Genomic DNA, 24,574 nt, shown 5'->3' with positions numbered 1-24,574 from the left:
CAACATACTTTTGAAGGATTAAAGAAAAAGAATACAGACGGCAGTGAGATTCAATATACCGTTAAAGAAGATGCAATCACGAACTACGATTCTTCAATAACCGGCGATATGGAAAATGGCTTTACTGTAACGAACACCAATACAGAAAAAATATCTGTTCCGGTCAAAAAAGTCTGGGTTGGAAAAGAAGCGGACTCTGCAACTATCAAATTGTTAGCAGACGTTACAGAGAAGGAAAGCGTTACTCTTACAAAAGATGATAACTGGGAACATACTTTCTCTAACTTACCTAAGTATGCCGATGATGGACATGAGATTGAATACACAGTTGATGAAGTTCATATTGATGACTATTCAACAACCATTTCCGGTACAGCTGCAACGGGATTCAATATCACTAACACGATTTTGGAAAAGAGGTCTATTCATGTAACGAAGAAGTGGATAGGCTCAGAAGGAACCGGGGCTACTATTCACCTGTTTGCAAATGGTCATGAGGTCGATTCTGTCACACTTAACGCAGGAAACCAATGGGAACATACTTTTGAAGGATTAAAGAAAAAGAATACAGACGGCAGTGAGATTCAATATACCGTTAAAGAAGATGCAATCACGAACTACGATTCTTCAATAACCGGCGATATGGAAAATGGCTTCACTGTAACGAACACCAATACAGAAAAAATATCTGTTCCGGTCAAAAAAGTCTGGGTTGGAAAAGAAGCGGACTCTGCAACTATCAAATTGTTAGCAGACGGTACAGAGAAGGAAAGCGTTACTCTTACAAAAGATGATAACTGGGAACATACTTTCTCTAACTTACCTAAGTATGCCGATGATGGACATGAGATTGAATACACAGTTGATGAAGTTCATATTGATGGCTATTCAACAACCATTTCCGGTACAGCTGCAACGGGATTCACTATTACTAACACGATTTTAATTACACCGGTACCTCCTGTGACACCGACTCCGGTAGCGCCAAGCCCGAGTAACCCGATAAGCCCTGTTACACCTGTAACACCGATAAATCCGGTTAATCCGATAACGCCTAGTCCGATAAGCCCGATAACACCGGTTAGTCCAAGTCCGATTAACCCGATAAGCCCTGTTACACCGATAACACCGATAAATCCGGTTAATCCGATAACGCCTAGTCCGATAAGCCCGATAACACCGGTTAGTCCGAGTCCGATTAACCCGATAAGCCCTGTTACACCGATAACACCGATAAATCCGGTTAATCCGATAACGCCTAGTCCGATAAGCCCGATAACACCGGTTAGTCCAAGTCCGATTAACCCGATAAGCCCTGTTACACCTGTAACACCGATAAATCCGGTTAATCCGATAACGCCTAGTCCGATAAGCCCGATAACACCGGTTAGTCCAAGTCCGATTAACCCGATAAACCCTGTTACACCGATAACACCGATAAATCCGGTTAATCCGATAACACCAAGTCAGATAACACCGTCAAGAATAGCTACACCAAGTCAGATTATTACACCAGGAAGAGAACAGGATCCGGTTATAAGACCTAACAGACCTATAGCAACACCTTCAATTGCTACAGGATCTAACGGAAGAAAGGGTGGCGGCGGTTCTTCAGACGGTAATTCAAGTGTGAGACCGACAAAGACCGTTACCGTTCAGGATACAAATTCTAAGGATGCAATACAAAAGCCTGAAATCGTTATTGACGAGCCGAAGATTTCCAACAGAAATCCGCAGCCTGATAAAAATGAGCTTAAGAAAGATATTAAGAGCTCAATATCGGCTACAAGAAGAGCTATGTCGGTTCCGAAGACTTCAGACAGAAAGGATGTGAGAGGATATATGTTCATATTCATAAGCTCACTCGCAGCTGCTGTAATCTTTTGGAAGAAAAAAGAAACTGAATAAAGGATAAGCATTCTTTAGTCCCTCGACATATGTCGGGGGGCTTTTTTATTGCAATAACAGTGTTAAAAAATTTTAAATAAAACTTTAAAGATAATAGACTGCAATTAGACTTTAGTATCTTAATCAACATATAAAAGGAAGAGAATAAATAAAATTTATAAAACATATGTAAGTATTGCACAAGTCAGTTTAAAAACTTTTATCAGATAATACCTGTATTTAAGACAAAATTAAAAAAATATTCCATTATTAACTAAAATATGTTATAAGTATAAATATAGTGAGAGTGAAGAAGGAGGAGTGTATATGGTTAGAAGAATAAGTAAGAGTTAATGGCGGAGTGATCGTATAGATGACTCCTATATGTGTTCAAAAATCATTACTATAGTGTATTATCAGTTTTATAGACTTTATTTTACGGAGTATAACAATTTGTTAACATTAAAAACGCAATACAAAAACGCATTTTATATCAAGATAATTCAATCAAATCTCACTTAAAAAATATAAAACTTGAATATTGAGACACGATAGTAAAATAAACTGAATAAAGGAGGTTTAATGAAGCAATTTAGAAAACGCTTTTTAGCGGCTCTTTTGTCATTTGTTATGGTTTTCTTATCCATGAGCGACATCTTCACTGCTCACGCGGCTCTGCCTGCGGTAGTGGATGATCCGGATATAGTATCAAGTATTACATATGACGATGTTGCAACAGCTGCAAGAGGAAACACAGACTTTTATGTAGGTGAAGAAGTACCGTTTTATGCGAAAATAAAAATTTCGTCACCGACAAGAAGTTTGCCGGGTGCATATTCAAAGCTGTATTTGCCTAAGAAAGTATTTGGAAACTATATAAGTACTTCCAATATTTCAACATGGCTGAACAGACCGGCAACAAACTACCTAAGTATTGATAACAGCAGTGATAATGATTACATTATTGTTACAATGAAGTACAATACTTTAGGTGGAGGTGTAACTCAGACAGTACCTTTTAAGGCAACAATACAGGCAAATTCACTTGCCAATAATGAGACTTATACAATACCGTGGCAGGTATACAGTGCCGACGGAACATTGCTTGAGAGTAATAACAATACATTTGTGGCAAAGACATATCCTATAGGATATACAAATGAGACAAACAATTATTCTACAAGCTACAGCTTTTTACAGGGAGTCAGTACCGACTTACAGAACAATACCACACTGTCAAACAACTACAGCAGTAGAGTCTATATAAGTACTTATAGAACCAATTGGCCTGCTGCCGGTACATTCCATGGTACGGCATCAAGAAGCTATGGATCCGACAGAAGAAAAACAAGACTTACAGTACAGCTTCCTGCTAATGAAAGGTTCGATACAACAGATACTAATAATGCCGGATGGGTATACAACGCAAGTAACCATACTATAAGTAAGGATACACAGTATGGAAATATTACAAGTACATATGACCAGTTCTATATAAAATATAATAATCAACCTGTAGGAACACAGTCGTCATATGCATATGTGTCATTCCCTATTACATGGCAGTTTGTAAATGATGACGGTTCTTTAGATGCGGCATCATTACAAAAGTCTGTTGCAAAAGTAGGATATTATTCATATCCGGGAACACCGCCTTCAGATTACGGATTAAGCTTCAGTAAGAGTACGAATTCACCGTGGACTATACTCTTAGGAGACCAAGATACATCTATTCACAGTTATAGAATGTATGCAGGTTGGAGCTGGTATGCAGGAAATCCGGGACAATATCCGGCACAAGGTACATATCATCACACTATCAGTACTATCGAAGATACACCTGAAGTGGATATGGATTTTATATCTTACACAATTACCTATACCAACGCTACAGGAGCTGTGCAGGGAACGACAGGTCCTACTTCATCGCAGTATATTCCTGTGTTGGATACGACACAGCAGGCTGCACTTTCACATAATAAACTTATAGGTACTAAGGCGGACGGAAGTACTGAAATAATAGCTAATAACGTATCTATTACCTCCGGTTCCACAGAGGTTACATTACCTGCACCTAAGCACTATAAAAAAATAGAGCTTAAGTTCGATACCCCTATAGAGGTACAAGCTCCGGGTAATGCAGTCCAGCTGACATATAAGTTCCGTTTGGAGCAAGGAGCTTATAATAATATCAAGGCACAGTTGGCGCCGATGCCGAATAACTCAAGCAGCTATGTCAGAACGTATAATAAAGCTACATTATATGGTGATAACAATGCGGTCAGCAGGCAAGGCAGAGATTATGCCAATTGGACAAAAGCTTTTGCGTATGAGTACCAACATTATACTCAGAACAATGATTTAGGTACAAAATATATCAATGATATAGCAAATGTAACTGATAATATACAGTTCTATTATAACTTAGGTGACGGCGGCAGAGATATAAAAAATCCTAAGTACTATGTTTTAGCCGATCCGGGATTTGAGTTCCAAGGTTTAACAGGAAATAGTTATTATACGCCTCAATTGACATCGTCGGTTTTAAATAATTACAGAGTGGAATATAACTTTAAAAATACAGGAAAGACCGCCTATATATGGGATTTTCCTGACTTGAATATACCGCAAGGTAACAGTACATACTATTATATGTACTTATATCCAAGATTTAAGTTTACCAGAAATGTTACTGCAGGACCGGGTACTATAGATACATATCTTTCATGGGATAATAATGAGGAAGCGCCTGCAAGCAGTCAGATACCGGGACTTTATGCGGATGTACTTGATCTTGATAATGACGGCAATACTACCGAGAAGTTCTCAAGTAAAAAAGAAAAGTATGTATATACTCCTCCGCTTGAGCTTATCTTGACCAAGAGATCAAAGAGAGCCGATGCCGGTAATACACAGTACTCATCTATTACCACTCCGGACAGTGAGCAGATAGTGGATTATCAGTTAAATATATTTAACAACTCTGTAGATCCGGTAAGCGGATATACATTCTTTGATATATTGCCTCATGTAGGTGATAAGGGTATAGCACCTGACCAGCAGGGCAATTATGCGGACAGAGGTTCTACATATAAGGTAACACTTGCAGGACCGATAGACGCAAATGCAAATTATACATATGAATACAGCACTACACCTGTTACTGAGGGTAATATAGCTGCAAACTATGGCGGAGCTACATGGGTATCTTCAGTATCCGACTGGTCGCAGGTAACTATGTTCAGAGCAAAGATGAAGCCGGGACATGTACTTGCAAGTCACAGTACGGATATAATTACATTTAAAGCAAAGATGCCGAGTACAATACCTCTTGATACTACAGATAAGGCGGTAAATACCTTTGCAGGATTCTCAGGCGATAACTATACAGGTGCTTTTGAGGCACTTGCCAATACAGTAACACCTAAGAAGTACAAAATAAGCGGTAAGATTTATTATGATGTACCTCCTACAGGCGGAACTGCAAACGGCACATATCTTACAACAGATGATGATGCACCTGCAGCAGGAAGAAGCGTAGCACTTTATAAGTCGGACGGTACACCGGTGCTTGATGCAAGCGGTAACCCTGTTACTACTACAGCTGATGCAAACGGTGACTATTCATTTGACAATATCTCAACTCAGGGTACATACAAGGTAGTGGTTACTCCGGGTACGGGAGATACATTAAGCGGAATACATGTTACTTCAACGTCACTTATAATCGGTAACGACTTCAGTAACGGTACACTCGGCGGCAATGCTGTATTTGAGGCAAATGTCACAGTAACACCGAGTGCAGATAAAAAGACTGCCAATGCGGCCCTTGAAGCAAGCAATTCAACACTTAAAGTAAAGTATGTAGATATGTCGGGTAATCCGATACCTCTTGATGACGGAAGCGGAAATGTTCCGGATACAGATTCTACACACGCATTTAGAGCAACATACAGTGTTACACCGGCTACAACTCTTACAGGTGTAACAAACTTTGAATATGCTGAGCCTGATCTTACAAACGGCAGACCGCTTAGCGGTACACTGAATCCGGGTCAGAATGTCGTTATACTTAAGTATAAGAGAAAACAGGCGGGAGATATTACTGTACACCACTATGAGGTGGGTCAGACTACAGAACTTTATAAACCGACAGGAGCCACAACTCCAAGTGCCGAGGTATTTGACGGTACGCAGAAGCTTGGACTGAGCGAAAACCTTACAAACAAAGCTGCAGATATAGACAACTTTGAGTATGTAAGTGTGGACAGAACAGGAGCCGGCAGTGCGACATCACCAAGTGCAGCAGGTGCAACAACTGTTACTTATATTAGTACACCGCAGACTGTAACTTATTATTATAAGAGAAAAAATGCGGCAAATATAACGGTACATCACTATGAGGACGGAACTACCACAGAGCTTTATTCACAGACATCCGGAGGAACACCGAGTGCAGTGACCATTTCGGGAACAGGAAAACTTGGATTGACTGAAGATCTTACAAATAAAGCTGCCGATATAGACAACTACGATTATGTAGGAATAGATGTAAGTGGAGCCCCTTCAGCTACAAGCCCAAGCAGCACAGGAGAGACAACACTTACACATAGAACTACTGCACAGACGGTTATCTATAAGTACAGACGAAAAGATGCCGGAAATGTTATAGTACACCACTATGAGCAGGGAACCACAAATCAGGTGGCACCTGATATGACATTATCGGGAACCGGAAAACTCGGTCTGCCTTATACAACAACTGCACAGACTATTCCGAACTTTACTGTGGTGACAGTGCCGAGCAATCAAAACGGTACATATCAGAGCGGTAACCAGACGGTAACCTATTACTATAAGAGAAATAACGCAGGTAATATTACCGTACATCACTATGAAGTAGGACAGTCAAGTGAATTGTATAAGCCTACAGGAGCCGCAGCTCCAAGTGCTGAGGTATTTGACGGAACAGGAAAGCTTGGACTGAGTGAAACATTTGTAAACAGAGAAGCCGACATAGACAACTATGAATATGTCAGTGTCGATACAAGCGGAGCACCGGGACTTACAGCAACCGGAGGCTCAGGCCAGACAAATGTCGTATATCAGACCGGAACACAGACTGTAATCTATAGATACAGAAGAAAGAATGCGGCAAATATAACAGTACATCACTATGAGGACGGAACTACAACCGAACTGTATTCTCCTACAGGAGGTACACCGGGTGCGGTTACAATCTCAGGAACAGGAAAACTCGGATTACCTGAGAACCTTACAAATCAGGCTGCAAATATTGCAAACTTTGAATATGTAAGTGTAGATGTAAGCGGAGCACCTTCAGCTACAAGCCCAAGCAGCACAGGAGCAACAACCCTTACACATGGAACAACTGCACAGACAGTTATCTACAAGTACAGACGAAAAGATGCCGGAAATGTTATAGTAAAATATGTAGAGCAGGGAACCAATACACCGCTTCAATCACCTGATACAATGAGCGGAGCCGGAAAACTTGGATTACCGTATACAACAACACCGAATACATTTACAAACTATGACTTGGTAAGTGCAACACCTACAGGTCATACAGGTAACTATCCGCCGGCAGGCAGTGATATTACAGTAACTTATGAGTACAAACGTAAGAACGCCGGAAATATCACAGTCAACCACTATATAGACGGAACTACAACACAGCTTTATAAGCATGGCGGATCCACAACTCCAAGTGCGGAGGTATTTAACGGTGCCGGAAAGCTCGGACTTAGTGAAGACCTTACAAATAAGGAAGCCGATATCGATAACTATGAGTTTGTTAGAGTAGACGTAACAGGAGCAAGTGGAGCCAACACTCCGAATACAACTACAGGAGCAACCACAGTTACATATGTGGCAGGCAATCAGGTAGTAAATTATTACTACAGAAGAAAAGATGCGGCCGACATTACGGTACATCACTATGAGGACGGAACTACAACAGAGCTTTACTCTCCTACAGGAGGTACACCAAGTGCAGTGGTAGTTTCAGGAAGCGGAAAACTCGGAGTGACTGAAAGCTTTACAAATAAGGAAGCAAATATAGCCAACTTTGAGTATGTAGGAGTAGATACAAGCGGAGCACCAAGCGCGACCACGCCAAGTGCAACAGGTACAACAAATCTTACACATGGTACAAACCCGCAGACTTTAATTTACAAGTACAGAAGAAAAAATGCAGGAAATGTTTTGGTACATCATTATGAGCAGGGAACTACCACATCCGTATCGGCTGATGAAAACCTAAGTGGTGTAGGTAAGATGGGACTTACATATACTACAAGCCCGGCAAGTGTAGCCAACTATACGGTAGTAAGTGCGATACCTGCGGATCACACCGGAATATACCCAAGTACCGGAACCACAGTAGTAACATACTACTACACAAGAAATAACGCAGGAGATGTTACAGTACATCACTATGAGCAGGGAACTACCACATCTGTGGCGGCTGACGAGAGCTTAAGCGGTACAGGTAAGCTTGGTCTTCCTTATACAACCAACGATCAGAGTATTCAGCATTTCACACTGGTAGCTCAGCCGGCCAATAAGAACGGTACATTTACAACAGGAGCGCAGACTGTAATCTACGAGTACAGAAGAAATGATGCAGGAAATGTATTGGTTCACCACTATGAAGCAGGAACTACTACACAGGTATCACCTGATGAAAACTTAAGCGGAGTAGGCAAGTCGGGACTTACATACACTACAAGCCCTGCGGCTGTGGCAAACTACACTGTGGTAAATGCTATACCTACAAACCATAGCGGAAATTATCCTGCAAGCGGAACAACAGTGGTAACATACTACTACACCAGAAATGATGCGGGAGATGTTACTGTAAAATATCTTGAGCAGGGAACAGGAACATCACTTCACAGTGACTTCGTTCTAAGCGGAGCCGGAAAACTCGGACTTCCATATACTACAAATGAAGAGAACATCACAGATTATGAGTTGGTTGCTCAGCCGGCTAATAAGAACGGTACATTTACCGCAGGTTCTCAGACTGTAATATATGAATATAGAAGAAAACCGGCAGGAGATGTAACAACAGTTTATGTAGATGATGAGGGTAATGTTATTTCAACACCTGATGTTCAGTCAGGAGTCGGAAAGCTTGGACTTCCTTATACTACAACAGCAAGAACCATACCGAACTTCACATTGGTGAGCACACCTCTTAACGCAAACGGTGTATTCACATCAGGAACGCAGACTGTAACTTATGTCTACAGAAGAAGTGATGCCGGAAATGTGACAGTTTACCATAAGTCGGTATATGACAACAGCGATCTGACCGCACCGAACGTACTGGACGGAACAAGAAAGCTCGGATTGCCATATACTACAAGTCCTGAAAGTTATGCGGACTTTGAGATAAGCAGTGTGCCGGCAAACGCAAACGGTACATTTGCAAGCGGTACTCAGACTGTAACATATCTGTATAAGAGAAAACAGTCAGGTGGAGTAAGAGTAAATTATCTTGATAATCATGGAAACAGCATTGATACACCTGATAATATTACGGGAACTGATAATGTAGGATTGCCTTATACTACAACACCTAAGGTTATTGCAAATTATGACTTGATAAGTGTACCGGCAAATGCAAACGGAACATTTACAGTGGCACCTATTACAGTAGATTATATCTATAAGCGTAAAGATGCCGGAACTGTAACGGTAGAGCATATCGATGAGAACGGAAACGTACCTCTTGATACTCCTGAGGTAATGGACGGTAGTGAGAAGCTTGGTCTTCCATACACTACAAGTGCTAAGAGTTTTGATAATTATGACTTGGTAAGTGTACCGACAAACGCAAACGGAACATTTACAAGTACAGATCAGAGTGTCACATATGTATATAGAAGAAAAGATGCAGGAAATGTAATTGCCCATTATATAAATACTGCAGGATTCCCTATAGAAAGTGACGAAGTACTTGACGGTGCGAGAAGCTTGGGACTCACATATAACACTACCCAAAAGGATATCACAGGGTACAGCCTGTACCTTGTACAGGGAAGAGAAACAGGTATATTCACAAACGGAACCATTGAAGTGACATATATCTACAGAAAGAACCCAAGTGTGGTTATCACACCGGTACCTCCTGTGACACCTACTCCGATAGCACCGAGTCCGATTAACCCGATAAGCCCTGTTACACCGATAACACCTATAAATCCGGTTAATCCGATAACGCCTAGCCCTATAAGTCCGATAACACCGATTAGTCCTAGTCCGATTAATCCGATAACACCAAGTCCGATAACACCGTCAAGAATAGCTACACCGAGTCAGATAATTACTCCGGGTAGAGATCAGGATCTTGTTATCAGACCTAACAGACCTATAGCTACACCTTCTATCGCAACATCTTCTAACGGAAGTCGAGGAGGAAGTGGAAGCTTTGGCGATGCCAATGTAAGACCTGCAAAGACTGTTACAACAAACAACGGACAATCAAAGAACGCAATTGATACTGTAGTACCTGTAATAGACAAGCCTGTAACCGATACTAAGAAGCCTACACCACAGAAGGCGACTATAGTTCCGGATACAAGAAGAGCGATGTCGGTTCCGAAGACTGCCGACAGCAAAGATGTAAGAGGCTACTTCTTCATCCTTATAAGCTCACTGGCAGCTGCAATATCACTTGTATTAAAGAAAAAAGAAGACAGATAATTTTCTCCCCCGGCTAAAAACCGGGGGTTTTTTTAAACTTATAATACCGATAAAAATAAATCTTACATTAAAAGTTAGATATTAGTAAAAGTTTATTAAAAAATAACTATAGTAATCATTCCTAAAAAATGATAAAATATTTCCATGTATAATGCTTAAGTTAGCATGACGGTTAAGAACATACAACAACAAATTCACTTTGTTTTACATATAAGATATTCATAAACTTTCCAAATTTTTTTGGATCGTTTTTATGTAAAACAAAAAATAAACAATGGAGGTATTATGGCAAAAAAATCGTTAAAATATTTTTTGTTATTATTTTTCGCACTGATACTGTCAGTACTGCCGCCGCCAGGCGACGTATATGCGACAGGTGCAGGTAGTGCAGTCACTACAGATGTGAGGTACGGTTTATCCGGGCAGACTTCATCTTTGGTAGCGCAAAAAGAGTCATACTATGTGACAAATACGCTCTCGGGAGCGGTGTCCACACTGTACAATCCTTTTTCATATGTATATCTGGATAAGAATATATTTGCAGCGCCTGCCGTAAATGATGTTACTCTGGCGTCAGGAGCCACCAGTGTAAATATTATAAACAGCGATCCGAATTACTATATTATAAAGATAAACTATTCAAGACTTGATACAGGATACGCTGCAGTACCTGTAAAGGCAACTCTAAAGAATTCTGCAGTGCAAAACGGTGAGACATTCCATATTCCGGTAAAGCTTTTTGAAGCGGGTAAAAATCCTGCTACAGATGCGCCGCTTGCAAGCTCAAACGACCAGTTTGTTGCAAAGGCATATCCTGTAGGAATTTCATCAGCTGATACATCCGCAGTTGCAAATAACAACAGAAAAAGTGAATATATATCGGATGAAGCTACAAATGCCGCTCATGACAGACTCTCTACAGACTTTGTATCGAGTTTGAGCGGTTTCGGCTACAGCGGTCCTGCAAACACTGCAAATGACGGTGTATCACTGGTACCTGCCGGAACAGGTGCAGGTATGGATAAGAGAAAGGTTCAGTTTAAGATCACTCTTCCTGCTACAGCAGTATGGGATCCGTCACTTCCGAACAACTCCGATTGGACATATAACAGTACGGATAGAACCATTACACAGACAGTTGACAGAGGACTTGCAACTATAGTGCAACCGCCTTTCTCACTTAAGTGGGACGGAAATCAACCTGTTACTTTAGCTAATACATGGACAAAGATAACTATGCAACAGGTAACCACACTGGTAAATGATGACGGTACATTGGATGCTTCCACAAGAAGAAGTGGTGAGTTATACTACCATGTTTCATATGTAAGAAGAATTCGTATAAAAAAGACATTGCTTGGTGATGGCGGTTATCTTGTACCGAGGGATGCGGACTATAAATACAACTACTTGGTAAGTGTGGATCAGTTCGGTGGAGCAAGACCGCAGACTGCAAGCAGTGTTACATTCAGAATGATAGAGGATGAGCCACAGGCAAGAAGCCTTCTTACAGGATATGAACTGAGAGTCAGACCTGAAAGATTCACTGCGACAGAACTTGCAAAACTCTCACACAATAAGCTTGTAGGATCCGACAACGGAACCACATGGACCCCTATTGCTACAAATATTACACCTGTTCAGGTGAGCAATGCTACAGACTACAGAGCAAACTCCGTAGCTACCACATTGACAACACCGCCTGAGTACAGGTATTTCAGACTTGTCTTTGATGATGATATAACTATCTCACAGTTTGATGAGGATGCGGTAGGTCTTATCGTTCAGACACAGCTTACACCTGCCACACATACAGCTTTCATCAACGATTTGAATGCGCATGTCAATGATGTATATTGGAAGCTTGTAAGAAACTTCGGTAGAGTAAGAAATGCAGCCGGTCAGGAACTGGGTTATTCATTGGCGGATGCATATTTAAGAAATCCGTATGCAAATATGCACCTTCAAAATATCGGAATGAGTATAAACGGTACCTCCGCTACAAGTACGGTAAGTGTCGGAGGAACTATAAAAATAACACCACGTATCTGGTATAACAGTATACTTTGGGACCCGAGAGCTGCCGTAAATCCTAAGATGGTAGTTGTAGTCGATTCGGACCTCGCGTTTGACAGTGTGCAGCCGCAGATGACTGCTAATTTATTTACTGTTAATCCTACTCCTACGGTTATACCTAATTATAAAGGGAATGTAGGAAAGACAGCGTACGAGTTTGAACTTACAGGACTGACATTCCCGGGTTCCACATTTGCAGGTTACGGAAACTATACACAGAACAAAATTGATCATTTGAATATTTCGTTCAAGCCTACAGCGGGTATGGACGGAGGTCCACATGAGATAAAGGTAATACTGAGCTGGGATAATAACACTACAGCCGCATCAAGCGCGGCTCCGGGAGTTATATATTCATCAGATACCGCAGATTACCTAGACCCGTATGACGCCAATAACAACGGCAATACAACAGACAGACTTTCTACAATAACATATAACTATACCTTTGTACCTCCACAGGCGATGGTGCTCGGAAAGAAAGTAAAACTTTCTACAGAGAGTGTTTATCAGACCAAGATGAAAGCCGATAAGGGAGATATCTTAGATTATCAGGTAAGAGTTTGGAACAACACAAACGATCCTGTACAGGATCTCCATGTAATAGATGTTTTCCCGTACGCAGGCGACAAGTTCATTGTCAAAGACGGAAGCGGAGTTTACCATGACAGAGGTTCAAAGATATATCCTAAGGCCATATCGGGAGTAACTGTAAACAACAGTAAGTTTGACATTTATTATTCTACAGACACTCCAAGTGACAATATAAACGGTAATGTAAATGCCAGATGGGTGCCGGCTTCAAGTATCAGTGACTGGTCCGCGGTAACAATGTTTAAGGCGGATTTAAAGAGCGGTCAGAGTGTAGTTGCAAACGAGGAAGTTACATTCAACTATAAAGTTGAAATGCCTGATACAAAGGATAATGCGGCTACAGATACAGCCAACAACTCGGTGGCTTCATGGAGAGGCAACAACATTGACGGTGCAAATGAGTTCACAGATTCACAGGTAGGTACACATAAGTACAATATCGCAACTCATGCATTCTATGACTTAAACGGTAACGGAACATATGACACTACCGACCTTAACATAGCCGACAGACCTTATGTACTTGTAAAGCTTGACGCGGCAGGTACCGAGAGTGTGGTTGAGTCGGGAAGAACTGATGCAAACGGAAACATAAGCTTTACAAATAAGCTCAGCAATGAAGGAAACTATAAGCTCTATGTAGAGAATCTTACAAGCGACAGCTTTGCCGTACCTAATGTACCAAGCAGTGCCGCAGTTATAGGAAACGATTTCACCTCATTTGTTACAAGAGCATCTGTACTTAATGCGGATCAGACGCCGATACCAAATTCACCTTGGTCAAGCGTAGCGATAAATCTTACAAGAGATAATCCTACAGCTATAAAAAACCTCGGCTTAAAGACTGATTTTTATAATTTGACAGTTAAGCATATAAAGGATGAGGACGGAGGCAATCTTGCAGCTGATGTGATTACAAGAGAGCCTAGGGATACAAGATATACTACAGCTCCTATAACAACAGATCCTAACTTTGAAGTGGATACTGCAAATCTTCCGGCAAACGCCAACGGAAGTTATACCGCAGATACTACAGTAACCTATCACTATGTAAGAAGAAATGCAGGTGATGTAACTGTTCACCACTACGAGACGGGAACGACCACAGAGCTGTATGCCACATCATCCACAGCCACACCGGCAGCTGAAGTGCTTTCGGGTGCAAGACAGATGGGTAAGCCGTATCAGACATACAGGAGAGATATAAGTACGGTCGGAAGTTATGCAATACCTCACTATCATTTGGTAGGTACACCGCAAGGCCCTACAAGCGGAACATTTGATGCTACACCAAAGACCGTTACCTACTACTATGAGAGAAATACTTCACCTGATGTCACTATAAAATATATAGATATTGATACAGGAGAGAATTTGACAAGACCTGAGAGTCTTGGAAGCAGCACCATGGTAAATACCCCTACAGTATTGTCAGGTGCGAATAAAGAAGGCTTGGCTTGGAGCAGCAGTCAGCTTCCTGTAGACAATTATGACTTTATAAGCAGCAGTACACCTACATCCGGAGTATTCGGTGACGGTACGACTACTGTAACATATTCATATAGAAGAAAGAATGCAGGCAATATAACGGTTCACCACTATGAGAGAGGAACCACTACGGAACTCTATTCACCTACAGTGGGAGCTGCCCCGGGACCTGAGGTTATAGACGGTACAAGAAAGCTTGGACTTACCTATCAGTCACAGGACAGATCGGCGCAGATAATGAATTATCATCTGTATCAGGCACCAAGCCCTACATTGCTTACATTCACTACTGCACCGCAGGAGATAAGCTACTACTATGAGAGAGATAACGGATCATCTATAACTGTTCACTATATAGATGACGGTACGGGAAATGAGTTGTACTCGGCAATTCCTGGCGGAACACCGTCAGCCGTAGTACTTGACGGAACCAACAAGCTGGGACTTACCTATACAACACAGAGTAAGACCTTCCCACATTTCCACTTGGTAAGTTCGCCTGTAAACCCTGTAGTTACATTCGGCAATACACCTGTTGAAGTTTATTACAGATACAGAAGAGATGATGCGGGAGATGTAAAGGTACATTATCTTGAAGACGGAACCAATGCAACGCTTTCACAGGATGAGTTCTTCTCAGGAGCCGAAAAGTCTGGACTTACATATAGTACAAGTGCTAAGAGTATACAGTTCTACACTGTAGTAAATGCCCAACCTACAGATTACACGGGAACATATCCGGCAAGCGGACTTAGAGAGATTACTTACTACTATAGAAGAGATGATGCGGGAAATGTAACCGTACATCACTATGAAATAGGAACGACCAATTCATTGCTGCGTGATGAATATCTTCCGGGAGCAGGAAAGGCCGGACTTTCATACAGTACAAATCCGGGAAGCGTACAGTACTATTCCGTAATTGACGTTCATCCGAACGGATATGCGGATATCTATCCTACAAACGGAAACAGAGAAGTTACATACTACTACAGAAGAGATGATGCGGGAGATGTATTAGTTCATTATGTGGAAGCAGGTACAGGAAATACATTGGCACCTGATGAATTCTTCTCGGGAACAAGTAAGTCGGGATTGCCGTATACTACAAGTCCTGTAAGTATAACCAACTTTACAGTGGTAAATCCTACACCTGCAAACAATACGGGAACATTTACTCCTGGTGTCAACTATGTCATCACCTATGAGTACAAGAGAGATGATGCAGGTGATATCACAGCCAACTACTATGATACTCACGGAAACAGAATAGAAACTACCGAAGTATTACCGGGAGCAAATAAGCTGGGTCTTCCATATACTACTCCACAAAAGAACATTCGCTACTATGACCTTGTAGCCGTTCCTAACAATGCAAACGGAGTATTTGGAACATCTGATATTACAGTTGATTATATTTATAAGCGTCAGGATGCCGGAAACGTTATTATCAGGTATCTTGATGAAGACGGAAATACCGAGCTTGCAAATACCGTGGTGTTAAACGGTAGCGAACAGATCGGAATGCCTTATACTTCAGAGGTTAAGTCGTTTGACTATTACGACCTTGTAAGTATGCCGGCTAATGCAAACGGAGTGTTTGATCCGGGGACACAAAGAGTAGATTATATCTATCGCAGAAAGAATGCAGGAAATGTAATTGCCCGTTACATCAATTCGGCAGGCTTCCCGATAGAGAGTGATGAATTCTTTGACGGAACAAGAAAGCTTGGACTCCCATATGAGACAAGCGAAAAGTACATACCGGGTTATCATTTAGACTTGGTATCAGGCAGCCCAAGCGGTATATTCGGAGAAAATCCTGTTGAGATCACATATATATATGTGAAGGATCCGAGTGTGGTAATCACTCCGGGAGCTGAGAACGTAAAGCTTGCAACACCAAGCACTATAGTAGACCCTAGAGATTGGAACAGAGACTTTACAATAAGGCCTAGAGCCACATCATCTATAGCGACACGCTCCAACAGCAGCAGAGGAGGAAGAGGCGGCGACTCAACCGTAAGACCTGCAAAGGCTACTGTAGTGAATAATAATGATGTTAAGTCACAGATTGACAAGCCTGAATTAAACAATCCTGAAATACCTTTGATCATTATTGATAAGCCTAAGGCTGATGTCAATACAAAATCTACAAGAAAAGCTTTATCGGTACCGAAGACTTCAGACAATAGAAATACTTTCGGATACTTCATACTTTTGATAATATCATGTGGATCAATCGTATTGCTTAGAAGAAAAGAAAAATAAAATTAAGACCTCGGGAGAAAATCCCGGGGTCTTTTTGCTGCATACTTCAAAATTTTTTAAAATGACTATTTTATAAAAAAGTGTTAAACTGTCTTCATGGATATTTTATTTACAGATTTGGATAATACTTTGATTTATTCGAGGAAAACGGATATAAAGAAAAGGATAAGTGTGGAAGTTTATAAAGGAGAAGATAACAGCTTTATGTCAAAGTACTCCTATGAACTTTTGAAAAAACTCCATGAAAGACTGCTTATAGTCCCTGTTACTACAAGAACATATACGCAGTATGAAAGGATAAACCTAAGTATACTTCCAAAGTATGTACTATGTGCAAACGGCGGTCAGCTTTTAAAGAACGGAGTATCGGATAATGAATGGTATTTAAAGAGCCTTGAAATCATAGAGGATTCAGCCGTTGAAAGACAAAAAGCATTCAAAATGCTGGAAAAAGATAGAAGAAGAATATTTGAATGCAGAAATATAGACAACCTTTTTATATTTACAAAATGTGATGATATTAAGGCTGTGGTAAAAGATCTTAAGTCTGAGTTGAACCCCACTTTGGTGGAAGTTTTATATAATAAAGAAAAACTTTATATAATGCCTAAGAAATTAAACAAGGCCGATACGGTAAGACGCTTTATAAATGAATATAAAGGTGAAAGAATATTTGCGGCAGGTGATACTGAATTTGACAAAGGTATGATTGAACTTGCTGATATAGGCTTTGCACATAAGAAATTAAATATGAAAAATACTTTTAATGAATATGAGGGACTTTTTTCAGATTACTATTTGACGAAGGTCTATGAATATACTAAGGAGTGAAGATGCCGGGATTTACAACACATTATATCTTGGGAGTAAAGGCATACGGACAGCTTGAAAACTCGGGGTTAAAGCATATCATCTCCAAATACAGATGGTTGTATCAGCTTGGGCTGCAAGGTCCGGATATGTTCTTTTATAATATACCGATACTAAGACACAGAGACTACAGGAATGTAGGCTCCTATATGCATGAAAGCCATGTAAACGATTTCTTTGCAAATGCAATGTATGAGATACAGAGTATGGAGTCGGCACAAAAGAAACAACAGGCAATAAGCTATATTGCGGGATTTCTGTGTCACTACGTGGGAGATTATATTTGCCACCCGTATGTATATGCCAGAATCGGACATGAGACGGGCAAAAACAGTGCTTATGTATACGGTATGCACGCGGCACTTGAGAACGATATAGATACATTGCTTTTATTAAAATATAAGAAAAAGAAGACTTCGGAGTTCAATCAGGCTGCGACACTTGCGCTAAACGGCTTTGAGATACAGTTTGTCTCGGACTTTCTTGCAAGAGTGATCAATAAGACATACTACCCGATAACATATAAAAACAACTTCAGAGTAACACCTGCAATGGTGCACAGGTCGGTGCTTGCAATGAGATTCGGTGTAAGGACATTGGCGGATCCCACAGGCAGAAAAAAGATCAGAATAAATGCAATAGAGAATATTTTCTTGAAAGCACCTATAGTATCACAAAAGATACTTTCGGATGATATACCTGATGTTAAGAAGACTTTCAATCTGAATCATGAGATTTGGATAAATCCTTGGGATAAGGGAATATACTCAAAAGAAAGCTTCCCTGAGCTGTTTGACAGATGTATTGAGAGATGTGAGGAAATATTTAAACTTTTAAATATAGAAATAATGCCTGAAAGGCTGGAGGACACGGATTTTCACAGATTACTTGCCGGTATCGGAAATTATTCGTATCACTCAGGTCTTGATGTAGGTTAAGAAAGAGAGGTGAACATGAGTACTTTTGTAATGAATATTACAAAACCGATCGGTGCAAGTGATTTGGAAAGCTTGAATCAAAAAAAGGGTATAGTACTTACAAGTGAAAATGTAGAAATCTTGAATACTTCATATTATAAGAAAAAAGATAGTGCATCTTCACAAAATACCGGTGTCACAAGAAGTAATGTGCAGTCAGGTACTGCAGCCAAAAATGTTGTAAGGCCGACTGCGTACGGTCAAGGCGGTGTACATGCGGCATGTAGCGGACAAAGTAATTCGTCAAAACATATTATATTGCCAAGTCTTACAAAGAGGGTTTCAAAGGGGCAGAAGGTGCCTCTTAACTTAAGTTCAAATAAGATAAAGGTAAACTTCGGGTGGAATGTGAAAAATCCCGCCTGTGATGTGGATGTATCGGCATTTTTGCTGTCAGGAAACGGAAAAGTTGTAGGCGATGACTATTTTGTATTCTACGGTCAGGAAAGCAGCCCTGAAAAAAGTGTATTGTTTAAGAATGTGGAGACTGCAAATGTATTGGAAGTATTTGATATAGACACAGCTATCTTGAATCCGGCGGTAGCCAAGATAGTTTTTGTAATGACCATCAATGATGCACTCGAAAACTCACTGAATTTCAGTATGTTAAAGGATGCCTATATTCAGATAGTAGATCCGCTAAACAATACCGAGCTGGCGTCGTTTTTGGTGGAGGAATATTATAACAATATCAATTCCATGATGATGGGCGAGATATATTTGCATAACGGTGCATGGAAGTTTAATGCAATAGGAAACGGAGTAAACAAAGATCTGGCAGGTCTTTGTGAATTTTATGGAGTAGCAGTCGAATAAGGAGGAAGTATGCTGACATTTGAAGTTATTAACGAGTTGACACTTAAGGTTACCTGTGAGGGTAATGATACATTGATTGCAAAGGCAGGCGCCTTTATAGCAGGTGAAAATGCCGGAGCAAAGAATTATTCTTTTGAGAAGATGATACTTGGACCGGGAGGCAGTATAGGACAGGCGATATTCGGACAGCTGGTAAGAAGAGTTACAGGTGAGAACATACCTCTTATGAAGGTGAATATGCACGGCAATTCCACAACATACTATGCAAACTACGGACAGCATGTAGTGGTATACAAGCTGGCTATAGGTGAGACCGTATCTGTGGAGTCTGAAAATATTTTGGCATTTACCAACGACTGTGAATACTCCGTGAGATTTTTGGGAATCGGTGTACTTTCACAAAAAGGTCTTGCCACCACAACACTTGTCGGCAGAGGTAATGATGCCTATGTGGCACTGCTGTCTGACGGCAATCCTTTAGTTTTATCAAATGTAAAATCTATGGACAGCATCGCTGTAGACCCTGACGCCGTAATATGCTGGTTCAGTAAAAACGGTATGGGAGATCCGCAGATAAGAGCTGATATATCGTGGAAGACCTTTATAGGACAGGCATCAGGTGAGTCATATACTTTCGAGTGGCTTGGAAACGATCAGGTAACAGTGCTTATCCAGCCAAGTGAAAGAAGAGGCGGAATAAGCGTAAGCATGGATTAAGAAAAACACTTGACTAAATATAGATAGGTACCCTATAATAAAGGCAGCTAAGAAGCATATTAGGTGTTGCCGATGTAGGCACGCAAGAGAAGAGGCAAGGAGTTAGGGCTCCTTGCCTCTTCATTTTGAGCTAATCTCTCATTGCCTCCACAAAGAAGTCCTTTGCGTATCTGTACATTTTCAGAGAGTACTCACCGAATTCCTCCCCGATATTTGACTTATATACAGTCCACAATGACCAAAGATAACCGCTCAGAGCCATATATGCATAGAGCTTTTTATACTCTAAGTCGGTAGGTCTTCTTTGAAGGTAACTTTCCAAAAGTGCGTTCGCTTCATCTTTATTGTAGTAGGAATAGATGGAACACATAGCCACATCTATTATAGGCTCAGCCATGCCGGCGTATTCCCAGTCAATAAGCTTTATCCTGTTATCAGATGTGATGATAAAGTTGTCTGCAACACTGTCAATATGGCAAAGACATTTATGTGATTTCATCTGATCAAGCATATCCAGTAATATCTTCATATTCTTTTGGACAAAAGATACGTCCTCAAAAGATATTCCGCCGCTTTCATTACAAAGCTTGGTATAATACTCTATTCTCTCTGCAATATCAAAGCTGTGATCAACCTTTATATTCTTATCGTGCAGACTCTTTAAAAGTTCCATACATCTGCCCATTTCCTCCTTATTCTCAGGGTCGGCATTTCTTGAGCCGTCATAGAACTTTGAAATCTTGTAGCCGCTTTCTCTGTCAAAGTAGATTATTTTTTCTGTGATATGTAAGTCCTTTACCGCCATATATGAGTCGTACTCATGCTTCCTGTCTATAAGCACATCTGTACCCTTGCCGGGGATTCTGCAAATATAGCTTTGATTATCCACCTCAAATAAGAAGGATTTATTGGTCATTCCCGCCTTAAGCGTACGCAGACCTTTTATATGACTCTGCGGAATATCAAAGACCTTTGCGATAAGCTCCAGTGCGACATTGCCGCTGTTTTCCTTATACCTGTCATCAAATGCACGAAGTTCTTCAAGATTTTCAAACTCATAGACCTGATTATCAGGTTGAGGATTGATATGAATTGCAGGTAAATCATTATTCTTAGCCTTTATCTCATTCATCAAAACATTTTCCCAGTACCAGTCATCACTTCCCGGAGTAAAAAACGCCTTTTCAAGTATAGGCATAAATGCATTTGAAAAGTCTTTACTGAAATAAACAGGGCCGTACATTACATAGGCATCCTTACCGCCTACCATTATATCTGTTATCTCACGCTTTTTGTTAAACTTAAGAACCCACTCATTTGTGTTTCCTTCCATATATATAGAAGAATACCATGAGTAAGGCTCATAGCGGTGATACATATTTTCACGCATCCAGTTGTCCGAAGATAATATGTAGACATTAGAGTCTTTTATATACTCTGCGGCATAGTGCAAGGTGGAAATATTATTCTTGCAGGAGTAGACCGGATTGTATACAAGCTTTACATTGTACTTATCTATAAGATAGTCAAAATGCTCCTTAAGATAACCCACCACAATAACGATATCATAGATGCCTACATCATGAAGCTGTTTTATCTGGCGTTCAATCATCCTTTCGCCAAAGACCTCAAGCAGACCTTTCGGAGTCTCGAATGTAAGCGGAACAAACCTTGAACCGAAGCCTGCCGCCATTATAATTGCTCTGTCCACCTTAAATGTATCCAAGTAGTCAAGTCCCGATGAGGTCAGAACGGTCATGTTGTCACACTTTTTTATATAGCCGAGCGTGAGTGCTTCCTTTATAAGAGTGTTGACACTGCCAAGTGAAAGTGACATCTTTTGTGCCAGTTCTCTTTGAGTGATTGTATTACATTCAAATATTTCTCTAAGTAAATAAGCGTATTTATTCATAAGTACTCCTTATGCAAGTTCAAAAATAATAAAATATTACATATATTGAACATATTAGCACAATAGATAGGATAAGTACACAGATTCGTAGTAGAAATAAAGTTTTGTAATATTTTCGTAAGAAATCAGAAAAAGAAAATATATTGTAACATATAAAATAAAGTTATATACTACGAGTGTCTTAAAGGAAAGGACTTAACAAAGAACCTTTACCCAAAGGACGCATTAGATTTTTAAAAGGATTTCAAAAAGGAGATGCATTCATTATGAGAAAGCAAACAAAGATTGCTGCATTAATTTCAGCAGCAGCTGTTCTTTCAGTTGGTGGAGCTATGACAGCATTTGCTGCTACAGGCTGGCAACAGGAGAACGGTACATGGGTATATTATAACAGAAACGAAGAGAAGGTAACAGAGCAGTGGCAGAAGTCAGGTGATTACTGGTACTATCTTGATGACAACGGCGAGATGGCTGTTGATTCACTTATCGACGACAACGATGATACATACTACGTTGATGTAAACGGTGTTATGGTTACAAATCGTTGGGTAGCTGTTGACAACGAGAACGCAGGCGACGAGAACGAGCCAAATCAGTGGTGGTATTACTTCGGAGCTAACGGTAAGGCTTACAAGAGAAACGATTCAGCTTCAGGTGATGTTTCTCTTAAGACTATCAACGGTAAGAAGTACACATTCAATACTGACGGTAAGATGCAGTACGGTTGGGTAAAAGACGGCGAGACTCAGTACGATGACAACGCTTGGCAGGATTCTCAGTACTACTTCGGTGATGAGAACGACGGTTCTATGGCTGAAGGATGGAGAGAGATCGCTATAAGAGACGATCAGGCAACAGATGCTCAGCCTGGTGACAACTACTGGGATGAGGATCAGACAAGATGGTTCTACTTCAAGGCTTCAGGTAAGAAGGAGAAGGATCAGACAGGTAAGACAATCAACGGTAGAAAGTACGGCTTCGATGAGTACGGACGTATGAACGCAGGTTGGGTAACACAGGCTACAACATCTAACACATCTGTTAAGGATGGCGGTAAGCAGGGTATTGCAACATACTCTAACTCATTCATGAACTACTCAACACCTGAGGATGGTGCTAGATATACAAAGGGTTGGTTCAAGGTAACTCCTGGATACTATCTCCAGAAGGATAAGTATGAGGACGGTTCAGACTACTGGTACTACTCAGACGGTAACGGAAAGCTTGTTACAAACCAGATCAAGACTATCAACGGTAAGAAGTATGCATTCGATAACTATGGTAGAATGATCAGCGGTTTCGTAGTACTTCAGATGCAGCAGACAGGTACAGCCTACAGTCAAAAGGATATCGTTGATAAGCTTGACGATGAGAACAGATACGATACAGCGGACAACTACACCAGATTTGTACAGGCTAACGACAGCTTATTCAGATCAGGAGAGCTTAGAGCATATTACTTCGGAAGCAGCGATGACGGTTCTATGAAGACAGGTAAGCAGAGCGTTGATCTTGACGGCGAGAAGCTTACATTCGAGTTCGAGAAGAACGGTTCTAAGAAGGGTGCAGGTCTTATCGGTATGAACGACCACAAGCTCTACATTGGTGGTAAGCTTACTACAGCTGACAGTGATAACAAGATAGAGGTTGTTGTACTTAACAGCAACAATCAGCTTATTACTAAGTCAAGTGTAGCTGATGCTCTTGCTTCATACAGCACAAGTGCTACACAGCACTTCAAGTCAAACGGTGACTTGGATTACACAGAGTACAAGTTCAACAACCTTCCTACAGGAGCTAAGGCATATGTTGTTAACACAACAGGTGCTATGGTTAAGAGCGGTACAAAGAAGGACGGAGATGATTACAAGGTTAAGACATCTAACTACACAGTAGATTGGGTTCGTCTTGAGGAATAATCTCAGATAATTTATAGGTTTTATAGGCTTGAGGTGGAGCGTAGCGAAGCCTCATGGCATCTGATAAATCTAATGCGAGAGGGATACTTTCCTAAGGGAGAGTGTCTCTCTTTTTTGTTACAGGTTTAAGGTTATATGTAAAGTGTTGGGAGTGTTTTTATTATGTATATTTTCAAAAACAAGAATAATTCTTATTATTAGTACTTGACATTTTCTTTAATATGGTACATAATAATAGCACATTGAGGTTGTGCAAAATTAAATCAGTTATTTGGTTTATATTAAGCTCACGCATGACCGAAGAATATAGG

Annotated in this window: 9 protein-coding genes; 8 read left to right on the top strand and 1 reads right to left on the bottom strand. The window is 40.6% G+C overall.

The annotated features are described in order from the left end of the window. The 7 genes from EHW90_RS11355 to EHW90_RS11290 form a co-directional block, all read left to right on the top strand. Positions 1–1,908 (top strand): Cna B-type domain-containing protein (locus EHW90_RS11355; protein WP_124952852.1); only part of this gene is annotated, 1,908 nt, incomplete at its 5' end. A 561-nt stretch (positions 1,909–2,469) separates the two neighbouring features. Then, the gene (locus EHW90_RS13300) at positions 2,470–10,623 is read left to right on the top strand and encodes a MucBP domain-containing protein (RefSeq protein WP_167456757.1); all 8,154 of its coding nucleotides are present in this window, start codon (positions 2,470–2,472) and stop codon (positions 10,621–10,623) included. A 285-nt stretch (positions 10,624–10,908) separates the two neighbouring features. Beyond that, complete coding sequence (locus EHW90_RS11310; RefSeq protein ID WP_124952851.1) at positions 10,909–17,052, top strand: MucBP domain-containing protein; 6,144 nt, start codon at positions 10,909–10,911, stop codon at positions 17,050–17,052. A gap of 96 nt (positions 17,053–17,148) precedes the next feature. Continuing rightward, the gene (locus EHW90_RS11305; RefSeq protein WP_124952850.1) at positions 17,149–17,883 is read left to right on the top strand and encodes an HAD family hydrolase; all 735 of its coding nucleotides are present in this window, start codon (positions 17,149–17,151) and stop codon (positions 17,881–17,883) included. 2 nt (positions 17,884–17,885) lie between these two features. Beyond that, positions 17,886–18,860, top strand: coding sequence for a zinc dependent phospholipase C family protein (locus EHW90_RS11300; protein ID WP_124952849.1), 975 nt, complete (start codon positions 17,886–17,888; stop codon positions 18,858–18,860). A 15-nt stretch (positions 18,861–18,875) separates the two neighbouring features. After that, a complete protein-coding gene (locus tag EHW90_RS11295) occupies positions 18,876–19,715 on the top strand; it encodes a TerD family protein (RefSeq protein ID WP_124952848.1) in 840 nt (279 codons plus the stop codon). 9 nt (positions 19,716–19,724) lie between these two features. Further along, complete coding sequence (locus EHW90_RS11290; protein ID WP_124952847.1) at positions 19,725–20,432, top strand: AIM24 family protein; 708 nt, start codon at positions 19,725–19,727, stop codon at positions 20,430–20,432. Between the two features lie 130 nt (positions 20,433–20,562). Here the strand turns inward: EHW90_RS11290 and EHW90_RS11285 are convergent, their stop codons facing one another. Next, positions 20,563–22,344, bottom strand: coding sequence for a sugar phosphate nucleotidyltransferase (locus EHW90_RS11285; protein WP_124952846.1), 1,782 nt, complete (start codon positions 22,342–22,344; stop codon positions 20,563–20,565). 266 nt (positions 22,345–22,610) lie between these two features. Here EHW90_RS11285 and EHW90_RS11280 point away from each other — a divergent pair, with 266 nt between their 5' ends. Continuing rightward, on the top strand, positions 22,611–24,263 hold the full coding sequence (locus tag EHW90_RS11280; RefSeq protein ID WP_124952845.1) for a cell wall-binding protein: 1,653 nt from the start codon (positions 22,611–22,613) through the stop codon (positions 24,261–24,263). Positions 24,264–24,574: the final 311 nt, after the last annotated feature.

This window comes from Lachnoanaerobaculum orale (assembly GCF_003862485.1).
Taxonomy (GTDB): domain Bacteria; phylum Bacillota; class Clostridia; order Lachnospirales; family Lachnospiraceae; genus Lachnoanaerobaculum; species Lachnoanaerobaculum orale.
The sequence above is the reverse complement of the archived record's forward strand: the minus strand, read 5'-3'. Positions and strand labels throughout refer to the sequence as shown.